This is a genomic window from Rhodomicrobium sp. Az07 (assembly GCF_018619475.1).
Lineage (GTDB): Bacteria > Pseudomonadota > Alphaproteobacteria > Rhizobiales > Rhodomicrobiaceae > Rhodomicrobium.
Window position 1 is genome coordinate 119,194 of record NZ_JAHFZG010000004.1, and the last position, 22,144, is coordinate 141,337.

A 22,144-nucleotide genomic window follows, 5' to 3' on the forward strand; every position below is an offset into this window, starting at 1 on the left:
GGTTCGCGCCCTTCGTTTGGGCGTTACGGCGCGGACAGGTCGCGGAACTGCGCGACGGCCACGGTGAGCTTCGCGAGCGTCAGCCCGCGCCCCGAAAGGACCTCGGCGAGCCCTTCCGCTATGCGGCTCACCGCCCCTTCGTTTCGGGCGCGCCATGTCGCAAAGTCCGCTCGGCGCGGCGATTGCGCGAGGATGGCGCGCGCGAGCCGCCGCTGGGCCGAAGCGATCCCCGCGAGGCTTGCATCCACGGCGAGACGGTTGAAATGGTCCCCGCCCGCGAGCGCCTCGGCCGCCGCCGCGATGTCGTCCAGATGGAAGGCGTCGCGGATGGCGAACACGACGCGCGCGGCGTCTTCGACCGGCGCTTCCATGTCGCCGGCCACGCGCACGATGTCGAGCGCCTGCGCCAGCGGTTCGAGCGCCGCGACGCGGCTTGCGAAGTCCGGCGAGAGGCCAATCCCGCAAAGCCGCTCCTCAGCCTCGCCAAGCCGCGCGACCGCCTTTTCCGGCAACAGCGCAGCCATGTCGGCGGAGAGGGCTGCGATGCCCTGCGCGTAAGGCGCGATGCCCTTTTCCAGCCCGTCCCTGAAGCGGTGATGGCGGAGGAAAAAGCCGCTCTGCCGCCGGAGAAGGTCGCGCACGAAGCGATATAGCCGAAGCTGCTCCGCGCTGTCGATCCGGCCGTCGAGCGCATCGAGCCCGCCATGGATCGCCGACAGATCGTAGATCGCGCACACCGCCGCGAAGGCGCAAGCGACGGCGTCGGGCGGCTGGCCGGTCTCGTCCATCAGCCGCACAACGAAGGTTGGACCGCCGCGATTGACGATGTCGTTCGCGAGGCTCGTCGCGATGATGGCGCGGCGCAGCGGATGCGCGTCGATTTCGGCGGCGAAACGCTCGCGCATGGCGGGCGGGAAATACGCCGGAAGCTCGCGGGCAAGCCACGGGTCGTCCAGCACGGTCGTCTTCACGAGGTCGTCTTCGAGCACGATCTTCGCGTATGCAAGGAGCACGGCGAGTTCGGGGCGCGTCAGCGGCTTTTCCTGCGCCGCGCGCTCGGCAAGCTGGGTGTCGGTCGGCAGCGCTTCCACGGCGCGGTTGAGGCGGCCGTCCTTCACAAGGCGCTGGATGAGGCGCTGCTGAAAGCCGAGTTCGGCAAGGCCGTCGCTCTCGGCGACACTGAGCGCGAGCGTTTGCAGGTAATTGTTGGCGAGCACGGCGGCGGCGACATCGTCCGTCATCGCGGCGAGGATCTCGTTTCGCTCGGGCGTGTCGATTGTGCCATCCGCCACCGCGCGGCCGAGCGCGATCTTGATATTCACCTCGACGTCGGACGTGTTCACGCCCGCCGAATTGTCGATGGCGTCGGTGTTGATGCGCCCGCCCGCAAGCGCGAATTCGATGCGGCCCTTCTGCGTGACGCCGAGATTCGCGCCCTCGCCGATCACCTTCGCGCGAAGCTCGTTCGCCGCCGCGCGGATCGCGTCGTTCGCCTTGTCGCCCGCCTGCGCATCCGTTTCGTTGCTCGCGCGCACGTAGGTACCGATGCCGCCGAACCACAGCAGATCCACATCCGCGCGCAGAATCGCGGCCATAACATCCTGCGGCGTTGCCTGCGCGCCGACGCCGAGCAGCGTCCGCGCCGCCTCCGAAAGGGCGATGGACTTCTCCTTGCGGCTGTAGACGCCGCCGCCTGCCGAAATCTTCGCCCGGTCGTAATCCTGCCAGCTCGAACGCGGGCGCTCGAACAGGCGCTTCCGCTCCTCGAAGCTCGTCTCCGGGTCCGGCTCGGGGTCGATGAAGATGTCGCGGTGATCGAAGGCCGCCACGAGCCGGATCTGCCGCGAGAGCAGCATGCCGTTGCCGAAGACATCGCCCGACATGTCGCCCACGCCCGCCACCGTGAACGGCCTCGTCTGGATGTCGACGTTCATCTCGCGGAAATGGCGCTTCACCGCTTCCCACGCGCCCCGCGCCGTGATGCCCATCTTCTTGTGATCGTAGCCCGCCGAGCCGCCGCTCGCGAACGCATCGCCGAGCCAGAAGCCGCGTTTGGTGGCGATCTCGTTCGCGAAGTCGGAGAAGGTGGCGGTGCCCTTGTCGGCGGCCACGACGAGATACGGGTCGTCGCCGTCGCGGCGCACCGTGTCGGCGGGAGGCACGATTTCGCCCTTCACCAGATTGTCGGTGAGCGACAGAAGGCTCGACACGAACCCCTCATAAGCTGCCACGCCCTCATCATAGGTCGCGTCGCGGGTCACGCCACCCGGCGCTTTCGGCACGAAGCCGCCTTTCGCTCCTTGCGGCACGATGACGGCGTTCTTCACCTGCTGCGCCTTGGCGAGGCCGAGAATCTCGGTGCGAAAGTCTTGCGGGCGGTTCGACCAGCGGAGCCCGCCGCGCGCGATGAGTCCGCCGCGCAGATGCACGCCCTCGAAGCGCGGCGACGAAACGAAAATCTCGGCATGGGGCTTTGGCGCGGGCAGCCATTCGATGTCGCGGCTTCGAAGCTTGAACGCGATGGCCTCGGGCGCGCGGCCGTCTGCCCCCTTCTGATAGAAATTCGTGCGAAGCGTTGCGCCGATAAGCGAGGCGAGTTGCCTCAGGATGCGGTCGTCTTCCATCGACGGGATGGCGTCGAGCGCGGCAACGATGCGCGCCGAAATCTCGGCCCGCGCGGCCTCTCGCTCCACGTCGCCGCGCTTCGCCGGGTCGAACATCGCCTCGAACAGACGGAACAGGTCGGCGGCGATAGCGCCATGCTTGGCGAGCGTTTCGGCGATGTAAGCGGCGCTGTAGGTCGCCCCCGTCTGTCGGTAATAGGCCGCATAGGCGCGGATGAGCGCCGCCTGCCGCCAGTCGAGCCCCGCCGCGAGGATGGCGCCGTTGAAGCGGTCGTTCGGCACGGCGTCGGCCCACACGGCAAGAAAGCCGTCCTCCAGCGCCTCGCGCCGCTCGCAGAACGTCGCCGTATCGCCCTCGCGCAGGCGAAGGTCGATGTCGTGCAGATAGAACCGCCGCGCCCCGCCGTTGGCCTTCGGCGTGAGCAGATAGGTGCGCTCGGAAATCACGTCGAAGCCGAGATTTTCGAGGATCGGCACGCGCCGCGACAGCGTCAGCGGCTCGTCGAGCTGTTGCAGCGTCGCGCGCACGGCGCCGGGCTCCGCGTCGTCCGCGCGATAGAGGTCGATGCCCGTCTTGTGCTCGTCCGTCAGCTTTTCGAAGCGCTCGATGTCCTTGAGCGCGCGCTCGGCGTCGTTTCGCTCCTGATAGCCCGCCGGAAACGCATCGCGATATTTCTCGATCAGCGCCTGACCGTCGCCGCCGCGTTCGGCGAGCACCCGCGCGTAAAACCGATCCGCCCAGGTGGTGATGATGTCCTCGACCCGCGCTTCCAGATCGCGTTCGTCGGGATCGAGAAGGTCGCCGCCTGCTTTCCAGATCTCGACCTGAAGCCGAACCATCGCGCTCTCGGGATAATATGGCGTCGTCTGCTCGAACCGCCCGTCGAAGGCCTCCGCGAGCATGGCCTCGATCCGCTCGCGGACGCTTGTATTATGCTTCTCGCGCGGCACATAGACGAGCACCGTGACGAAGCGCCGGAACTCGTCGCGGCGCACCAGCACGCGCGGGCGCGGCGCAAGCTCGGTCTTCAGGATTTCCTCGGATATGGTGGAAAGCCGCTCCGGCGAAATCTGGAACAGCTCTTCGCGGGGGAAAGTCTCAAGGACGTTCATGAGCGCTCGGCCGGAATGGCTCTCGGCCGGGTGGCGCGAGCGCTGAAGCACCTTGCGCACCGTTCGGCGGAGGATCGGAATGTTGTGGACCGAAAGATTGTAGGCGCTGGCGGTGAAAAGCCCCGCGAAGACGATCTGGCCCGTCACGCGGCGCTCGGCGTCGTGCAGCTTGACGGCGATGGCGTCCATATGCGCGCGGCGATGCACCGTGGATTTCGCGTTCGCCTTGATGACGACCACAGGCGGCGCGTTGAGGTAATAGGCGCGGCTTTCGGGCGTCAGCACGCGGCTTGGCTCGACGCGGAGCACGATCCGCTCGGGATTGCGCAGGAGGCCAAGGCTTCGTTCCTTTTGCGGAATCAATTCGCCGGCGAGGGCATCGTAGGCGAACTCGCGGACGCCCAGAAAGGTGAAATTGTCCTCGGCGATCCAGCGCAGAAAATCGATGCCCTCGGCGTTGGTTTGCGGGGACGCGGGCGGCGGGTTCCGCTCGATATCGGCGATCGCGGCATGAAGGCGGTCGGTCATCGGGTGGAAATCGCCCACCACCAGCGCGGTTTCCGCGATCACGCGACGCAGTGCCAGGTCGATGGTTTCGAACGAAGGCGCGATGCCGGGCCTCGCGATCTCAAGATGAATGACGCTTTCGCGGGCGTGACCGTTCGGCTCCGGCGCGGCGGGCGCGAGCCCGGTCAGTACGCCATTGCCGTCGCGTTCCACCTCGAAGATCGGATGCGCCACGATGAAGGGAACAAGGCCAAGCTCGCGCAACTCGCCCAGCACCGAATCGAGGAGAAACGGCATGTCGTCGTTCGCGATGTCGACGACGATACGCTCGCCTTCATGCGACGAGGCGGCGCGGACCGAAATCTCCGGCGCGCGCGACTGGCGGCGGCACAGGTTCGCGAAAGCTTCCGTCGCGAGGGCCGAAAAGTCGGCGGCTCGATCTGACGCAAGATCCGAGCACCCGGACTCGGCCAAGAGGTGCGCGGCGAAGCGGGCGGCCGGATCGTCGAACGCGAGCGAACGCGGCCGTGCAGGGAGAGATTCTGCGCCCCTCCGGTCTGCCTGTTGTGCCATCGAAGTCTCCATGGACGAAATCAGACCGCGCGGGGCTTGCAGCAAGCCGACTACAGTTTGATTTTTCGCAAATTTGTTGACGGCGGTGCGATTGCCTGTGCCGCGTTATCTACATCGGCGGCGGCACGGCTCTTTCCAATGGTTGAGCGAGGCCCGCGTTCCCGAAAGCGCAGGCGCGGCAAAAAAGGCGGCGGCGGCGCTGCGAAGCCCGGCCAGCGCCGTCGGCGGCTCTCCTTGCCGGTCTCATCCAGCATTTATTATGTGAGGTCCGTCTCGTACTTGTTGCAGGTGGGCGCCATCAGGGCGGCGTTTTCTTGACGCCGACGAGCTGATTCCCCAATCCATCGGGAAGAAAACGGTTTGAACGCGTGCAATTGCCCTCGCCTCGTATGAAACGAGGACGGCATGAACTATCAATCTCTGAGAGGCTGCGGCCATTGCCTGATAGGCGTCGCTCCAGAACAAGGTAACAACGATGATCGAGAACGCCGACGGAACGGCGATCGAGAAGGCGGCGCGCATCCTTCGCTCGGGCGGCCTCGTGGCATTCCCGACGGAGACGGTTTACGGCCTCGGGGCGGACGCGACGAACGGCGTGGCGGTCGCGCGCATCTTCGAGGCGAAGGGGCGCCCGCGCTTCAATCCGCTGATCGTGCATGTCCCGGACGCAGCCGCCGCGCGGCGTTTCGCGGTGTTCGACGCCGAAGCCGAAGCGCTGGCCGCGCGCTTCTGGCCGGGACCGTTGACGCTGGTGCTGCCGATGAGGCGCGACGCGGATCAGCCGTTGAGCGATCTCGTGACGGCGGGGCTCGATACGGTGGCGATCCGCGTGCCGCGCCACGCGGTCGCGCGCGCGCTCCTCGAAGCGGCGGGCGTCCCTGTCGCTGCGCCGAGCGCGAACATCTCCGGGCGCATCAGCCCGACGCGCGCGGCGCACGTCGCCGAAGACCTCGGCGGACGCGTGGACATGATCCTCGACGGCGGCGCGGCGGAAGCTGGGCTCGAATCGACCATCGTCGCGCTGAAGCCGCGCCCGACGCTGCTGCGGCCCGGCGCCGTCGCGCGGGAGCATGTGGAGGCCGCGCTCGGCGTGGCGCTCGCGGATCGTGCCGAGGGAGACGGCGTCACCGCGCCGGGGCAGCTTGCGAGCCATTACGCGCCGAATGCGAGCGTGCGGCTCAATGCGCGAGAGGCGAGGCCCGGTGAAACCCTGCTGGGGTTCGGCCCCGCCGCGCCGGAGGGCGCACCCAATCTCAGCCGCGCGGGCGATCTGCGCGAGGCCGCCGCGAACCTCTTCGCCTGCCTGCGCGCGCTCGACGCCGAGAACCCCGCCCGCATCGCCATCATGCCGATCCCCGAAACCGGGCTTGGCGAGGCCATCAACGACCGTCTCCGCCGCGCAGCCGCCCCCAAACCCGCGCCCGCGCCGGAGAGCTGAAAGCCTCTGGACAGTTCCGCCCGTCGCGCACTCCGCAGCGAACCCGGCTCCGCAGATGTGATGCCTTTTTTGCGCGGTCCACAAATCAAAGAGCCGCGCCGGTTGCTGCGCGCGGATGACCGGTCTATTTTCCGGGGCAAATGAAGGGCGGGGAGAACGTACGATGCCTGATACGTTGCTTTATCTGGAAGATTTCCATGTTGGCAGGCAATTCTCTGCGGGGCCGATACGCGTGTCCGAGGAAGCGATCGTCGCGTTTGCCAAGGAATTCGATCCGCAACCCTTCCACACGGACCCGGAAGCGGCGAAGCATACCATTTTCAAGGGGCTCGCCGCGAGCGGGTGGCATACGATCGGCCTCACCATGCGCCTGCTGGTCGAGAACGGCCCCGCGATGGCGGGCGGCTGGGTCGGCTTCGGCGCGGAGGTCTCATGGACGAGGCCGGTGCGCCCGGGCGACGAACTATCCGTCGTCGTCGAGGTGATCGACGTGACGCCATCGGCCTCGAAGCCGAACCGGGGGATCATCACGTTTCGCATGGAGACGACAAACCAGAAAAGCGAAACCGTCCAGATCCTGACGACCAAGAACCTCGCGTTCAAGCGCGGCCACGCGCCGGGAGACAGGTGAGCGCCGGTCGCTGTCGCGCGTTCAGCCTTCCAGTTCCAGCACCATGCCGTCGACCGACGGTTCCACATTCGCGGGAAGCCGCGACGCCAGATCGTCGTAATCGAGATCGATGTGGAGATGCGTCAGCAGCGCGCGCTTCGGCTTCATCTCGTCGATGAACGCCAGCGCCCTTTCCAGCGTGAGATGGCTGGGATGCGGCGTGTAGCGCAACGTGTTCAGGATCCACACGTCGAGATCGCGAAGGATGGGCAGCGATTCGGCCGGCAGGTCGTTCAAGTCGCAGGAGTAGGCGAGGCCGCCGACGCGAAAGCCGAGCGAGTCGATGTCGCCGTGGATCTGCCGGAAAGGCTGAAAGACGATCGGGCCGCCGGGGCCGTCGATAGTCACCGGCGCGTGATTTTCGATCACGTGACCTTGGACAATGGCAGGGTAGCTCGAACCGTGCGGCGTCTCGAAACAGTAGTCGAAGCGCTGGCGCAAGAGGGCGATTGTGCGCCGGTCGCCCCAGAGGTCGATGCGGCGGCGCTGGATATAGGACAGCATGCGCAGGTCGTCGATGCCGTGCGTGTGGTCGGCGTGGTCGTGCGTGTAGACGACGCCATCGAGCTGCCTCACGCCCGCGTCGAGAAGTTGCACGCGCATGTCGGGCGACGTGTCGATCAGCGCCACGGTGCGCCCGCTCTCGCCGATGCGCTCCACGAGCAGCGAACTGCGCCGCCGCCGGTTCTTCGGGTTCGCGGGATTGCACGCGCCCCAGTCGTTGCCGACGCGCGGCACGCCGGTTGACGAGCCGCATCCGAGGATGGTGAAGCGCAGCGTCATGGCGCCCCGTCCCCGACTTGCGACGCCGCGACCTTCGCCTTCGCAAACAGGCGGAAGAAGTTTTCGGTGGTCGCGCGCTCAAGGTCCGCCTCGCTCACGCCCTTCGTCTCGGCGAGCACCCTGGCCGTGAACCTCACGAAGGACGGCTCGTTCGTCTTGCCGCGATAGGGCGGCGGCGCGAGATAGGGCGAGTCCGTCTCGACGAGCAGGCGGTCGAGCGGCACGGACGCCGCCAGTTCGCGCAATTCGCCCGACTTCGGAAAGGTGAGAATTCCTGAGAACGAGATGGAGAAGCCGAGTTCGAGCGCGGTTTTGGCGAGCGCGCGTCCACTCGTGTAGCAATGCATCAGCGCCTTGAACGGCCCGCGCGCCATCTCGTCGGTGAGGATCGCGGCGGTATCCTCGTCGGCATCGCGCGTGTGGATCACGAGCGGCAGGCCGGTTTGCCGCGCCGCCGCGATATGCTTGCGAAAGACGGTGTGCTGATCGTCGCGCGCGCTCTTGTCGTAGAAATAGTCGAGGCCCGTTTCGCCGATGGCAACGACGCGCGGATGGCGCGCAAAAGCGACGATGTCGGGCAGCGGGATGCCGCGTTCCTCGCTCGCGTAATGCGGATGCGTGCCGACGGAGCACGTTACCTCGGGGTAGCGCTCGGCAATCGGCAGGACGGCGGAGGGAAATTTCCGCACCCGCGTCGAGATCGTGACCATATGGCCAACGCCCGCCTCCGTGGCGCGCGCGATGACCTCGTCGCGCTGCGGTTCGAATTCCGGGAAATCGAGATGGCAATGACTATCGACAAGCATGTCCCTGACCCGTCCTTGCCGCTGCGGGCCACGCCGGGCGCGGCCGACGCATGCTGTCGAATGAGAGCGGCAGAAGCGCCGGTCTCACGGATCAGCTTGCGGCTGCGGCCTTCGCCGCTTCTTCCTCAACATAGCGCGGGAAGACGCCTTGTGGAGTGGCGATTTTCGTCCCAGCCGTCAGCGGACGCGCCAGCGCATCGAAGCTGCGATCTTCGGCCGCGACGCCGAGCTGGTCGAGCAGCTTCGCCGACGACGACGGCATGTAAGGCTGCGCGAGAATGGCCACGCGCCGCACGATTTCCGCCGTCGTCCACAGCACGGTGCCCATGCGCGCCGGGTTCGTCTTCTTCAACGCCCACGGCTCCTGAACCGCAAAATACTTGTTCGTGTCGGCGACCACCTTCCAGATCGCATCCAGCGCCTTGTGCGGCGCCTGCTGGTCGATGGCGTCGCGGTTCGCTTCGAGAAGCGCGGCGGATGCGGCGAGGATCGGCTCGTCGGCGGCGTCCGGCTCGCTCGGCTCCGGGATCGCGCCCGCGCAATTCTTCGCGATCATGGAGAGCGAGCGCTGCGCCAGATTGCCGAGGTCGTTCGCCAGGTCCGCGTTGATGCGATTCACCATCTGCTCATGCGTGATGTTGCCGTCCTGACCGAACGGCACTTCTCGCAGGAAGTAATAGCGCACCTGATCGACACCGTAAGCGTCGACGAGATCCTTCGGCGCGACGACGTTGCCGGTCGATTTCGACATCTTCTCCCCGCGATTGTACAGGAAGCCATGGCCGAAGACGCGCTCCGGCAGCGGCAGCTTCGCGGACATGAGAAACGCCGGCCAGTAGACCGCGTGAAAACGCGTGATGTCCTTGCCGATGACATGCACCTGAGCGGGCCAGCGCTCTTTCCATGTTTTCGAGCGGATTTTCGGAAAGCCCGCGCCCGTGATGTAGTTCGTCAGGGCATCGACCCAGACATAGATGATGTGGCCCGGCGCGCCCGGGACCGGGATGCCCCAGTCGAGTGTCGTGCGCGAAATCGACAGGTCTTGCAGGCCGCCCTTGACGAAGCTCACCACCTCGTTGCGCCGCTCCGGCGGCATGATGAAGCCGGGGTTGTCCTCGTAAAATTTCAGTAGCTTCTTCTCGTATTTCGACAGACGGAAGAAGTAGGTCTGTTCCTCGGTCCACTCGACGGGGGTGCCCTGCGGCCCGAGGCGGATGCCGTTGCCGCCAAGCACAGTCTCGCTCTCGGCGTAGAAAGCCTCGTCGCGCACCGAATACCAGCCCTGATAGCCGGAAAGATAAATGTCGCCCGCCTTTTCCATGCGCCGCCAGATCTCCGCCACGGCTTCGTAGTGGCGCGGCTCTGTCGTGCGGATGAAATCGTCGTGGGATACGTCGAGCTGGTCGAGCATCTCCACGAATTTCGCGGTGTTGCGGTTGGCAAGCTCGGTCGGCGTGATGCCTTCCTTGATCGCCGTCTGCTTCATCTTGAGGCCGTGCTCGTCCACGCCCGTCAGGAAGAACACGGGGTGCCCGTCCAGCCGCTTGAAGCGCGCCATCGCGTCAGTCGCCACCGCCTCGTAGGCGTGGCCGATGTGGGGCTCGCCGTTCGGGTAGGAAATGGCCGTCGTGATCGTGTAATGCGGTTTTTGGTGTTCTGTCATGGCGCAATGGTCGGGGATGGCGGGGAAAGCACGTTGAATGGCGGAAGCTCACGCCTTTCTGGCAATACGTTCCATATCGGAAAATGCCGCCAACAGAAAGGCTCCTTTATCGAGATTGAGCACATCGGTCTCGAGGCGACGCTCGCGGAAGCCCTGCCACGCGACGGCCCACAGCGCGGCTTCCGTTGTATTGCAGCCCGCGCCTTGCGCCGCGCTTTTCGCGCGCGCCTCGATGCGTTCTTCAATGAGGTCGCACAGCCTCGCGAAGGTCTCGGCGTTCTTGGCGCCGCTCGCCGACCGGATGAGATCGTGAACGGCGGCGTGGTCGAGGCGGGGCAGCCTGTCCATCACCCGCTCAAGCTTGTCCGCGAGCGCCAGAAGGCCGCCGCCGATGAGGTTGAGCGCGCGTCCCGCCGAGCCGCCCGAAAGCGCATGGAGCCGCTGCATCTGCCCCGTGTCCGGCGCATCGAGACCGGCGCGGGCGCAAGCCGCTTCCACCGCGCACGCGAACGGCGCGGCGTCGAGCGGGCGCAGCGCGAGCTTGATGCAGCGCGAGCGGATCGTCGGCAGCACGGAGGCGGCGCCGTGGCTGACGAGGAAGAACACCGTGCGCGGCGGCGGCTCCTCCACAGCTTTCAGCAGCGCGTTCGCCGACGCGATGGTGAGATCGTTCGCGGGGTCGACGATCATGGCGCGCCATCCGCCGGGGCTCGTGAGGCTCAAGAAAGCGCGAAGCTTTCGCACCTCGTCGACGCCGATGGCCGAAGCGCCGCCAGCCTCCAGCGAAAACAGCGAGGAATGTGCGCCCGCCGCGATCTGCCGCGCGGCCGGGTGGTTCGACGGCACGTCGAGGCGGGTTGCCGGGGCGCGATCCGCTGCGCCGCCCTCGCCGTCGCGGCTCAGGAGGAACCGTGCGGCGCGCCACGCGAAGCTCGCCTTGCCGATGCCGCGCTCGCCGGTGATGAGCCAGGCATGATGCAGCGCGCCCGCGTTGAACGAGCGCAGGACCATCGCTTCGGCCTCATCGTGACCGAACAGCTCGCCGGCAAGCCTCGGGTGCAGCGGATCGCCCGCGTCGGCTTCGCTTTCGCCAGCCTTGCGCTTTGCCATGGTGCCCTTCGAAACCTGTCGGCGCCGACGGACGCGCCTCGGTGCGTTGCCTCAGAAGCGGTCCTTGCGCCGCCGCAGCTCCTCGAAAACGGATTCGTCGGAAGCGTCCGGGCCGATGCCGAGAGATTTGCGGATTTCGGGGCTGAACGGGCGCAGGAACGGATTCGTCTCGAACTCCCTGGCGAGCGTGACCGGAAGCGTCGGCTTGCCGTCCGCGCGCAGCCGGTCGACCTCCTCCTTGCGCTTGTGCAGCGCGATGTTCTCCGGCTCGACGGAAAGCGCGAACTTGACGTTCGACTGCGTATATTCGTGGCCCACATAGATGAGGGTGCGCTCGGGCAGGCGCATCAGCTTTTCGAGTGAATGCCACATGTCGGAATAGCGCCCGTCGTTCACGCGGCCGCATCCGACCGAAAAGAGCGTGTCGCCAACGAAGGCCAGCCCGCTTTTCTGTCCCGCGATCTCGGCCTGAATGGCGTCGGGGATGAAATAGGCGACATGCCCCGGCGTGTGCCCCGGCGTCTCGATCACCTCCACCTCGAACCGTCCGAAGGGAATGCGGTCGTCCTCATGCACCTCGACATCGAGGACGGGGATTTCGGCGGCTTCGCGCGCGGGGGCGTAGATCGTGCAATTCGTCTCCCCCTTGAGGGCTTGAAGTCCCTGAATATGATCCCAATGATGATGCGTAACGAGAATATGCGTCAGCGTCCAACCCGCGTTTTCGAGTTCCCCGCGAACGGCCTCGTCGTCGGGCGCATCGATGGAAGCGGTGACCCCCGTGACCGGATCGTGGATCAGAACGCCGAAATTGTCGCTTAGACAGGGAAACAGTCGAACTTCGAGATGAGACATTGCTGCACCTGATCAATATGGATCACCAACACTTAGGATAAGCCACCCGCGCGTTAAACCCGGTTAGACGAAATGCTGGTTCGATTTTATGTATGACGATGTCTCGCACCTCAGGGATTTTTACGCCTCGCCCCTCGGCCAGCTCGCGCGCCGCATCATCGACCATCGCTTGCGCGCGCGATGGGATGATGTGAGCGGACTCGATATCGTGGGGCTTGGCTATGCCGCTCCGTACCTTCGCGCTTTTTCTGCGGAAGCAAGGACCACGGCCGCGCTGATGCCATATCGGCAGGGCGCCGTTCAATGGCCGAGCGAAGGGCCTTTCCGCGCGGCGCTTGTGTCCGACACCGAGCTTCCGATGCGGGACAAGTCCGTGGATTGCGTGCTCGTGGTTCACGGCCTTGAACATGTCGACGCCCGGCACGACTATCTGCGCGAAATCTGGCGCGTGCTGATGCCGCAAGGCCGCCTGATCCTCGTCGCGCCGAACCGTCGCGGCGCGTGGGCGCGCTTCGAATCGACGCCGTTCGGGCATGGGCGACCCTACAGCCTCCGCCAGATCGAAGACCTGCTGCGCGATGCGCTGTTCGAGCCGGCGGGCGTAACTCCGTGCCTGTTCGCGCCGCCCCTTCGCGCCCGCTATCTGCCCTTCGCCGCGAGCGGGTGGGAGCGCGTCGGCGCGCGGCTCTGGCCGGCTTTCGCGGGCGTGCTGATCGTCGAAGCGGTGAAGATGGCTTATGCCGAGGTGCGCGTTTCGGTGAAGAAGCCCGCCTTCGGGGCGATTCCCGCGCTGAACGGGCTGAGTCCGGCCCGTCGCCATCCCGACCGAAAGCCTCGGTCGCCGGGCCTCCACGTCGAACTGCCGGCCGATTGACTGCCTTCCATACCGCCTGTGCGCCTTTTATGGCGGCGGCGAAGGCCGCCCCGCGCGCGTCCGCCATGCCGATAGACGCGCGCCGACATCATCCGCGAAGATAAGCTGCGAGAAGCGCAGGCGTAGCTTGCGCCGGGCCTTGCGGGTTGCTAACGAAAACGCGGGGCAACAGAGGGGACGGACGCATGCAACCGGCAGACGCAGGCGTTTCTCTGGCAGTTTGGCAGGGATGGGGCGTGATCTCCGTTATGGCCGCGCTCATAGCGCTGCTTGCAACGGTGCTTGCGTGGCTCCTGCCGTTTCCCGACCGCTCGCTGTCGAGCCAGCTTGCGAGCTATCCCGACCGCATGGCGCTCAAGGATCGCCTTGGCGCGGCGTCTCCCTTCAATGCCTGGCTGGTGACCGTCCGGCGGCTGGGAGAATGGCTCGACGACTGGTTCGGCGCGCCGTTCAGCGGGCAGTCCTTCGAGCGCTGCCTCGCCATCGCGTTCATTTTCCCGATCTCGCTTCTCACCCTCGCGCTCCTCACGAACGGGATCGCGATCGAGCGCATCTCGTTGCTTGAGGTGCTCGTCTTCGCGGCCGCCTTCACGGTGATAGCGTCGGTGATCCTCGTGGCCTTCCGTAACCTCGTGCGCCTGATCGAGCACGCCTGGACCACATTCGGCGGCGACAGCGCGCTCGCGCAGACCATCTCGCGCGTGATGCTCGGCGGCTTTGCCTTCATGATCGCCTTTTCCATCGCCTTCGCGGTGGCGTCCGCCTTTTCCGGGCATCAGAACAATGCGACCTCTGTACTGGGGGCGATGGCAGGCGGATTCGCGCTCGCCTTTGGGCTTACCATGGCGTTCGCGCTGGCGGGCGCTGCGCTGTTCTCGATCACGGTCGCGCTTCTGGCAGGCGCGGCGCTCGCTTTCGCGAGCGAGTTCACCTTTCTCCTGTTCCTTTTCTTCATCCTGCTTCCGATTACGAACGCATCGGTTGACTGGCTCTCCTGGGCCGCGACGCGAACCCTCATCGGCAGGGAAGAGTCCGCCGAACCGAGCCTGAAGGGCCGGTTCACGGTGTTCGCCGTGATCGCCGGGACGTTCCTGTCGGGCGCGCTGCTTATGATCGTTCTGGCGCTGCTTCTGCCCAACACGCTCGAAGTCCTGAACCTCGCGCTTACCTCCGCCGATCTGCCGCGCTTCAACTGGGAAGCGCTGATGAACAAGGCACTTTATGCGCCGTGGTCGGAAGGCCTGTTCGTGACCGGCATGCTGATGACGCCCCTCGTACCGGCGGCGATGCATCTCATCGTCGGGTTGAGCGGTGTGCTGGCGCGCTTCACGCCCGGCGCGCGGACGGTGGCGCAGAGCATTTCGGATCACCCCGAGGTGAGCCTGACCGAGCAGGAGCAGGGGCCGGTGAAGATCACGCTGATTCTCGCGCGGCTCTGGTATCTCGTAGCGGCTGCGGCGACGGTAGCGATCATCATGGGGACGGGCGCGCTTCTCTCGCTCATGCACGCTCCCGTGGGGTCATTCCTGTCGAATGCCGCTTTGTGCGCGACGTCCTGGAGCCATGGCAGGTGCGGCTGGTTCTGATGCGCCGCCTCGGCCAGGCGTCGTCTGAAGCCCGGCGCAGCATCGGCCCTTGCACGTTCCGGACCCGGAGCCTTTCGAGCGAACCGCGAAACGAAAGGCTCCGGCTATCTGGCGGCGTGTTTACCTGGCCGACGCGGGGATGGATTTACAGCACCAGCGTTTCCGCGATCTCCTCGGCCTTGCGGTTTGCGGCGGCGATGTCGCCTTCGATTTTCCGCTCTTCCGTCGAGAACGCCGCAAGCCGATCCTCCTGAGTCTTCAGAAGATCGAGATAGCGTCGGCCGAGGTCTGTTCCCTGCCCCACGCTCGCGAGATTCTTGCGGATGCGGTCCTGATCGTCGGCGATCTTCTTGCGCTCGCCATCGATCTCCTCCTTGCGGTTGTTAAGCTTGGCGAGGGTGTCGACGACGGAGCCGAGCTTCGCAACCGTATCCTTCAGCGCTGGCGATGCATTCTCAAGGCCTGAAAGCATGGCCACGATCTCGTCGGGCGAAAGCGACGTGAGGACGACGGTTTCCTGATCGACACGCTCCCGCGAGAGCGTCGTCCGCGTCGTCTTGCCTGTGGGCGCGTTCACCTTCTGGCGAAGCCGGGTCGCGGTCTCCTCGACGTCCTTCGCATCCAGCGGCTTCCAGCCATCGGCGCGCGGTTCGTCGATGACCACTTCGCGATCCTCGGTGGCGGGCGGCGTGATCTCATAATCGATCGCCCAGCGCGATTTGGTGGTCAGCGTCAGCGTGCCCGCGACCGCCCGTCCGAGCCGCGCGCGTTTCACGCCATGATCGATGCGGCGAATGTCGGTACGACCGTCGAGCGCGAAGGTCACAAAGCGCGTTGCTCCCTTCGGCAGAAGCGGAAGCTGCGCATCGCCCGCGAAATTCGCCGCGCCGTCGCCGCCCGTCTCGAATGCCGTGATGATGCCACCCGGCAGCGCCGAAGCGCCGTCATTTGTGAGGCGCACCGCGGCCAGCGGATGACGCTCGTTCGTATCGCGCTGATAGATGAAGGTCCGCGATGCGCTGACATCGGCATCGACGAAGGGCACCATCAGCGTGGAGCCGGAGGCGAGCGTCACCTTGCCGGGGAAGCGATAGAGCACCTGCGTTGCCGCTTCCTCCGCATCGGGAGCCTTCGCGGCTGAACCGAGCGACTGCGCGAAATAGGCGTCCGCCTCGCCATCGGCTTTCGCCATGGCGGCCATCGGCGCGGGCGCGGCGCGATAAGCCGGAGCGCCCGCACGCATCGATTTCCGCGCCTCGGCTTCATCCTTCCTGGGCACGATCCGCACCCCGGCGGTGACAGGGATTTCCGGCCGGTCGACGAACACGGCGGTGTAAAGCTGCTGCTTCAACGCGACGGGATTGCCCGACACGAGTGTCAATTCGACATCCTTCCAGTCGCCGCCGGTGAGATTTTCGAGCACGCCCCAGCCTTGCAGACGCGCGTTGCCGCCATCCTTCGGCAGCACGAGGCGATAGGCCGTCTTCCACACCGGCGCCGCGACGACGTAGCTGAACGCCGCCGCCTTCGCATCGCCCGTCAGCGAAATCGAGAGCGTGCGCAGATCCTTCGCGCGGTTGCCCGCGAGGCCGGTCAACGCCTTGTCGACCTGCGCGCGCGTGGCGGGGTCGGCGAAGCGCAGCGCGGTCAGGTCTTCGAGGACGGCCTGAACCATCCCTTTCGGCGTCAGGAGGGTGAGGCGATGCCGTCTGACGACGCCGCCATTGTTCGGAAGCTGCGCCGTTTCGTCTTCGACGCGGAAGATGCGGCCCGTGGCGTTCACGCTGCCTTCGATCTCGACCTCCGCGCCGACAAGCGCATCGAGGAGCGCGGCTTGCGACGCGAGCGCGGACTGATCGAACGGCAGGTCGCGGAAGAGTTCGGCGAGCGGGGTCTTTCCTGGCAGGCTGACGGCGCCGAGCGTGCCCGGTGCGGTAAAAAGCGTCAGGCTTTTCAGCACGTCGTCGACCTGATCGACCCGGACAGGTAGCGTCAAGGCCGCGCCGGGCGCGACCTCGCCCGCGTGTGTGAATTGGGCGAGCCCGCTGGAAGACAGCACGACGCGCTTCAAGGGCAGTTCCGACGCTTCCGCCATGGTTGAAAGTCCTGCAAATAGCGCAGCTACGAAGAACGGTTTCATCTTTTCTATCCAGCAATTGCACAGAAGAACGCGGCGCCAAGGATGCTCCGCAAATCGGGTGCGACTGGGGCGAAACGCTGGAAGGGAGCGGCGTTTTGGTGACGTTCGGGGAGGCCCGCCGGCTTCGGACGCAGGGGCAGAAGGCGAAGCTTCCAGCGCGGTGCCACACGTCGGACGTGGCGTGCCGGAGTTGCGGGGGGCGGACAGCTTCCCCGCGTCAAATCGGGCACGACCGGAGGCAGGCTGATCTGCCGAGGTTTTCGAAAATCGCGCTGCGAACAGTCCGATGCCGGATCGCACCACGTTACTGCGCGGCGTCCGGCACCCTAAAAATCAGGCTGGAAAGAAAGTCTGCCACCGCGCCGAACAAGTCTCACTGACTTCACTTTGGCGCCGCCTGGTCGTGGCGCGCTGGCGCTCTCTAGCCGCCGAGGCGGCCGCTGATGTGCGACAGCACGAAGTAGATGCGCCCTTCCTCCGAAGCCAGCCTCGATTGTACGCTTCCGCCTCGCGGGTCGCTGCGGCTCAAATCCTGAAGCATCTTCTCGAAATCGCCGAGGTAGCGTTCGACGATGGAGCGGAAGGTCGTGTCCGTCTCGTAGCGCCTCAGAACGCGGTCTACGACGCCCTGAGCGGGTCGGCTATAGAAGCCGCGCTGCTTCAGGATGTCCGTTTCCCCACGCTTCAGGCGCTGCCACACTTCCATGACGCGGCGCTCGTCGATGCACGCCGCGATGTCGGTCATCGTGAAGTCGGAACCGAAGTCTCCAGCTTGTTGAGCGGCTGCGGGACGTGGTGCGAAAGATCCGGGAAGCTCCGCCTGTTCGTCCTTGTCGAAATAGCTGCCGTCGTCCTCGGAAGCGCGCGCCAGCAGGTCGCCAAGGCTCCAGTTGCCGCGCCGCTCGCTCGCCGGGGGCTCCTGATAGACGGTCTGGACCGGCTGCGGTTGAGGCTGCGGCTGCACCGGAGCGGGGTCGGGCAGTGGCTGCCGCACGGGCGGCTGCTCGGACCAAAGCGCCTTCTCGGCCGGTGGTTGACCGTAGTCGTAGCCCTGGCGTGGCGCTGCAAAAGAGGGATCCTGCTGAGGCGGCAGTTGCTGCTGAACCGGTTCGCGCCGCTCGGGTGTGGATACCGCGCTGGCATAGGCATGGCGATTGGCGAGATCGGAGAGCGCGTCAAGCGCTGAAAGCTGATCCTGAAGCGCTCGCCGCATCGCGCCCGCGCTCTGCTTGGCCGTCTCCGGCAGACCTTTGGCGTGACGCTGAAGCTCGTTCTGAGCCGTTTCGAGATCGACCGACGCGCGCCGCGTGTTGTCGCGAACCACGCGCGTCGTATCGGAGAACTTCGACGACAGCGCGGTAAGCTGACTCGAAACCTGATCCGAAAGCGACGTGAAGTTGGCCTGCAACTCCGACACCGCCTTTTGAGTATGCTCCTGAGCATCGACGCGGAGCCGCTCGATTTCGCGGATGGCGACCTGAGACTTTTCCGCAGAATCCTTGGCCAGCAGCTCGGTCACCTTGCGGGCGCGAAGCTCCGCCTGACTGAGAGACTGCTCCAGCATGTTGGAGTAGCTGTTCATCATGCGGTCGAGTTCGGTCGCGCGGGTGGAGAGGGTCTCCATCAGCTTTGTGAAGGCGACCTGCCGGTGCTCCATCATAGTGTCGACTTTTGCGTTCGACATTTCGAAGGTGCGCGATGCGGTGGCAAGCGCGTTGCCCTGATCCTCGAAGCGCTTCGTCAGGCCGCCAAGCTGCGAAACGAGGTTGGCGGACACTTCCTTGAGCACGCGAGCCTGATTGGACAGAGCCTCGGACCCGGTGTTCGAGCGAGCCGCCAGTTCTTCGACCGCGCGCTGGATATTGACCGAACTCGACGTGACCGCGCGCTCGATTGACGAAGCCTGCCGCGCCAGCATGTGCTCCATCGATCCGGAGTGCTTGTCAAGCGTCTCGCGGATATTCGTCGAATGCTTGCCGACGGAAGTTTCGAGCGCCTGTGTGCGTGCGGCGAGCGCCTGGTCGAGTTGCTTGGCGCGCTCCGACAGGTTGACCTCGAAATTGTGCGTGCGACGCGAAAGGATCGTCTCAAGGCCCTGAATGCGCTCGGCGAGCGTCGTGTCGATCGAGCGCGAATGCTCGCTCAACACGGTCTGGAGAACGGAGGTCTTGTCTGTCAGCGTGGCATCGAGAGACTGCGTCTTCTCCGCGAGTGCCGTTTCGAGCGCCGCGAGGTTCCGAGTCGCGCCGTCGATGATGCCGCTGAGGCGCGTCTGTTCCGTGCCGAGTTTTTCGAGAAGTACGGGAATTTCGCGGCCGACGCGCTCGCTCATGCCGATGACCGAGGTCACAAGGCTGTTGCCCTTGGCGGAAATCGCAGCCGCGGTGCGGTCGGACGTCTCCTGAATCGCGCGCGTGACTTCGAGGCTGGAAATGCGCAGCGCTTCCGCAGCCTGCGCGCCATGCTTCGTAAGCTGGTCGGTGATGCGCGCGCCGCGTTCGGCAAGCTTCTCGTCGATCGCAACGCCCGCTGCCGTGACAGCGGCCGTGATCTTCTGGCCCCGGGTTGTGAAGGCCTCCGTCATGGTGTTGCTGGCGTGACCGAGCGACTGCGTCGCCTTTTCACTGGCCGCCGTGATCTCTCGCGTCACCTGCGAGCCGATGCCGCGCAACGCTTCGCTGACGCGCTCGCTGTTGTTCGCCAGCGCCTCGCGCTCGCTCGCAAGCTCGTTGATGAGGTTGCGGATACGGTTCTCGTTTTCCGTGTAGGAGCGTTCGAGCGCCGCGACTTCATTATGGACGAGGGCTTCCAGTTCGCCGGCGCGGCCGAGCGCCCTGGAAATGGCGTCGTTCATCGCCGCGACCTGACGGCGGACCGTCTGGCCCAGCGAGGCGACCGACTGCTCGGCCATGCGGTCGGGCTCGGCGAGCCGCACCGCGACCTCGGTCATCGCCGACGACATGAGACGAAGTTCCTGCGCGCGCCAGACGAGGATGGCAAGGAACCAGAACAGAGCGATCGGAATGACGACCGTGGCAACCACGCCGAAGACGGCCGGATTGGCGATCATGTCCGCCGTCGTTTCCGCGCCGTCGAAGCTTTTCTGGAAAACGGCCCACGAGACGAGCATCCCGAGCGCGAACCACACGCCCGACGCGATGAGCGCGATCACGAAGGGAGAGCGAGACGGACGCTGTTGCAGGGCATAGATGAGACCGCCGATGGACGGCATGTCGTCGTTGGCCGGACGCGCAGCGACGCGCTTTCCGCCGCCTGTGCGAGTAGGCGTGTTGGAAGCGATGTGGACGGTATTGTCGTCGGAATCGGGCTGCATACGGCGCGGCTGACCGCTTCGGGAAACAGGCTGCTGGCCGTCGCGGTTCGGCGGCCTGGTATCCGCGCCGTGGGCAGCCGTGTTCTTGTCGGAAGCGTTGCCGCCGGTGACCTTTTCGTTCGCCTCGTCCTCAGGCTTGAGGTCGATGGGCGTCTGAGAGATCGCTTGTTTTTGACTCATCAGGCCGTCCTGACAGCATATGGTGTGATCGAGATTCCGCCTGCGTCGCAAAAAACACAACTTACGACGCTACGCATCAACTCCAGGCAGATCGTCATAGCCCCTCAAAACGCTCCGAATAAGCGTCACAAAATTCTAACCAGTAGCTTGGCTAACGGACTTTTGAGGCTAAAAAAAGGTTACCTGAAGAGACACAGTTTTAGTCGCGAATGGAAACTTTTCCACCGAAACAACACGAATTATCGAGTGTCATAGTGCGATTCGAGCCGCCAGGATGAACACCGATGCGCTGCGCGCGAGAAAACCACAGGTTTTTTTAGGGCGGAAGACAACCTTCCGACCTTGAGCGTCGGATTGCGGCACGAAGGCTCATGAGCGCGATTGGCGGCCGAAAATCTTTACCCATCTCTCCTACACAGAAGAACACGCCAAGGGATTTTGCGGGCATGATAAAGGTCACGTTCATCGAACATAACGGAACGGTTCACACGGTAGACGGCGAGCCGGGCCAGACGCTGATGGAGACGGCGGTCAAGCATGCCGTTCCGGGCATCGTGGCCGAATGCGGCGGCGCCTGTTCCTGTGCGACCTGTCATGTCTATGTCGACGACATGTGGAAGGAGAAGACGGGGGGACCTTCCGAAATGGAAGAGGACATGCTCGACTTCGCGTTCGACGTGCGGGCATCGAGCCGCCTCAGTTGTCAGATCCGGCTCAAGCCCGAGCTTGACGGACTTGTCGTGCGCATTCCAGAATTCCAGAATTGATGCAGGCGGGGGAAATGGTGTTGGATATGTTTGTCGGCACGGGCGCGGGCGGTGAGCCGGCGGAAATCCAGACGGACGCGCTCATCATCGGCGCCGGACCGGTCGGCCTTTTCGCCGTGTTCGAACTCGGACTGGTCGACATCAAGGCGCATGTGATCGACATCCTCGAAAAGCCCGGCGGCCAGTGCGCGGAGCTATACCCCGAGAAGCCGATCTACGACATTCCGGCACATCCGACGATCACGGGGCAGGCGCTCACGGACCGGCTGCTGGAACAGGCGCGGCCGTTCGAACCCACGTTTCATTTCGGCCAGCGGGTCGAATCGCTCAGGAAGACCGACGACGGCTTCGAGGTCGAGACCGACCTCGGCACCCGGTTTCGAGCGAAGGTGGTCGTTATCGCGGCGGGTGGCGGCTCGTTCACGCCGAAGCGCCCGCCCCTCGCGGGGATTGAGGCTTACGAGGGCGCGTCGGTCTTTTACGCCGTCCGCAAGATCGACGCATTCCGCGACAGGGCGGTTGTGATCGCTGGCGGCGGAGACTCCGCGCTCGACTGGACGCTGAACCTTCAGCCGGTGGCGAAGAGCGTGACGCTGATCCACCGCCGCGACGAGTTTCGCGCCGCCCCGGATTCGGTGAACAAGCTGCGCGAGCTTCTCGCGGTCGGCTCGATCCGTTTCATCCAGGGTCAACTCACGAAGCTGAACGGCGATGGCGGCGCGCTGCGCTCGGTCACGATCCGCGGGCCGGTGGGTGGCGTCGAGCTGGAATACGATGTCGAGGCCGAGCGGCTCCTGCCGTTCTTCGGGCTGACGATGAAGCTCGGGCCCATCGCCAATTGGGGGCTGAACCTCGACGAAAACCAGATCGCCGTCGATACGGCGCGGTTCGAGACATCTGAACCGGGCATCTTCGCCATCGGCGACATCAACATCTATCCCGGCAAGCTGAAGCTCATCCTGTCCGGCTTTCACGAAGCGGCGCTCATGGCGCAGGCGGCGCAGAAGATCGTCTTTCCCGGCAAGCGTTCGGTTTTCCAGTATACGACGTCATCGTCGAGCCTTCAGCGGAAGCTCGGCGTCATTTAATAAAAATGTCCCGCGATCTCTCGCGGGACATTT

14 protein-coding genes are annotated in these 22,144 nt (G+C 65.2%); 6 read left to right on the plus strand and 8 right to left on the minus strand.

Annotated elements, in window-relative coordinates; genetic code table 11:
* Window positions 1–23: 23 nt before the first annotated feature.
* Window positions 24–4,817: an NAD-glutamate dehydrogenase gene (locus tag KKP04_RS04430; protein WP_215027362.1), complete on the minus strand. Its 4,794-nt coding sequence runs from the start codon at window positions 4,815–4,817 to the stop codon at window positions 24–26.
* 475 nt (window positions 4,818–5,292) lie between these two features.
* Here KKP04_RS04430 and KKP04_RS04435 point away from each other — a divergent pair, with 475 nt between their 5' ends.
* Together KKP04_RS04435 and KKP04_RS04440 are read left to right on the plus strand one after the other, a co-directional pair.
* On the plus strand, window positions 5,293–6,255 hold the full coding sequence (locus tag KKP04_RS04435; RefSeq protein WP_215027364.1) for an L-threonylcarbamoyladenylate synthase: 963 nt from the start codon (window positions 5,293–5,295) through the stop codon (window positions 6,253–6,255).
* A 163-nt stretch (window positions 6,256–6,418) separates the two neighbouring features.
* Window positions 6,419–6,886, plus strand: a complete 468-nt coding sequence (locus tag KKP04_RS04440; RefSeq protein ID WP_215027366.1) for a MaoC family dehydratase — start codon at window positions 6,419–6,421, stop codon at window positions 6,884–6,886.
* A 21-nt stretch (window positions 6,887–6,907) separates the two neighbouring features.
* Here the strand turns inward: KKP04_RS04440 and KKP04_RS04445 are convergent, their stop codons facing one another.
* The 5 genes from KKP04_RS04445 to gloB all read right to left on the minus strand — a co-directional run bounded on the left by KKP04_RS04445 (window position 6,908) and on the right by gloB (window position 12,142).
* Window positions 6,908–7,708, minus strand: coding sequence for an MBL fold metallo-hydrolase (locus tag KKP04_RS04445; RefSeq protein WP_215027368.1), 801 nt, complete (start codon window positions 7,706–7,708; stop codon window positions 6,908–6,910).
* A complete protein-coding gene (locus KKP04_RS04450) occupies window positions 7,705–8,514 on the minus strand; it encodes a TatD family hydrolase (protein ID WP_215027370.1) in 810 nt (269 codons plus the stop codon). The genes KKP04_RS04445 and KKP04_RS04450 overlap by 4 nt, the downstream gene beginning before the upstream one ends.
* A 91-nt stretch (window positions 8,515–8,605) precedes the next feature.
* Window positions 8,606–10,177 carry a methionine--tRNA ligase gene (gene metG, locus KKP04_RS04455; RefSeq protein ID WP_215027372.1) on the minus strand — a complete coding sequence of 524 codons (1,572 nt, stop codon included), beginning with the start codon at window positions 10,175–10,177 and terminating at the stop codon, window positions 8,606–8,608.
* 48 nt (window positions 10,178–10,225) lie between these two features.
* Window positions 10,226–11,287 (minus strand): DNA polymerase III subunit delta', encoded by a 1,062-nt coding sequence (locus tag KKP04_RS04460; RefSeq protein WP_215027374.1) that lies wholly within the window; start codon window positions 11,285–11,287, stop codon window positions 10,226–10,228.
* A gap of 51 nt (window positions 11,288–11,338) precedes the next feature.
* Complete coding sequence (gene gloB / locus KKP04_RS04465; protein ID WP_215027376.1) at window positions 11,339–12,142, minus strand: hydroxyacylglutathione hydrolase; 804 nt, start codon at window positions 12,140–12,142, stop codon at window positions 11,339–11,341.
* Window positions 12,143–12,230: 88 nt separating this feature from the next.
* Between gloB and KKP04_RS04470 the strand changes: the two genes are divergently transcribed.
* Window positions 12,231–13,016, plus strand: a complete 786-nt coding sequence (locus KKP04_RS04470) for a methyltransferase domain-containing protein (RefSeq protein ID WP_215027378.1) — start codon at window positions 12,231–12,233, stop codon at window positions 13,014–13,016.
* Window positions 13,017–13,201: 185 nt separating this feature from the next.
* The gene (locus tag KKP04_RS04475) at window positions 13,202–14,602 is read left to right on the plus strand and encodes a hypothetical protein (protein WP_215027380.1); all 1,401 of its coding nucleotides are present in this window, start codon (window positions 13,202–13,204) and stop codon (window positions 14,600–14,602) included.
* 145 nt (window positions 14,603–14,747) lie between these two features.
* On the opposite strand, the gene KKP04_RS04480 is transcribed toward KKP04_RS04475, so the two are convergent.
* Both KKP04_RS04480 and KKP04_RS04485 read right to left on the minus strand, forming a co-directional pair.
* Window positions 14,748–16,697: a DUF4139 domain-containing protein gene (locus tag KKP04_RS04480; RefSeq protein WP_215027382.1), complete on the minus strand. Its 1,950-nt coding sequence runs from the start codon at window positions 16,695–16,697 to the stop codon at window positions 14,748–14,750.
* 466 nt (window positions 16,698–17,163) lie between these two features.
* Window positions 17,164–20,256, minus strand: a complete 3,093-nt coding sequence (locus tag KKP04_RS04485) for a hypothetical protein (protein ID WP_215027384.1) — start codon at window positions 20,254–20,256, stop codon at window positions 17,164–17,166.
* A 446-nt stretch (window positions 20,257–20,702) separates the two neighbouring features.
* On the opposite strand from KKP04_RS04485, the gene KKP04_RS04490 reads away from it, so the two are divergent.
* Together KKP04_RS04490 and KKP04_RS04495 are read left to right on the plus strand one after the other, a co-directional pair.
* Window positions 20,703–21,023 carry a 2Fe-2S iron-sulfur cluster-binding protein gene (locus tag KKP04_RS04490; protein WP_215027387.1) on the plus strand — a complete coding sequence of 107 codons (321 nt, stop codon included), beginning with the start codon at window positions 20,703–20,705 and terminating at the stop codon, window positions 21,021–21,023.
* A gap of 14 nt (window positions 21,024–21,037) precedes the next feature.
* Window positions 21,038–22,111, plus strand: coding sequence for an NAD(P)/FAD-dependent oxidoreductase (locus KKP04_RS04495; protein ID WP_215027389.1), 1,074 nt, complete (start codon window positions 21,038–21,040; stop codon window positions 22,109–22,111).
* Window positions 22,112–22,144 lie beyond the last annotated feature (33 nt).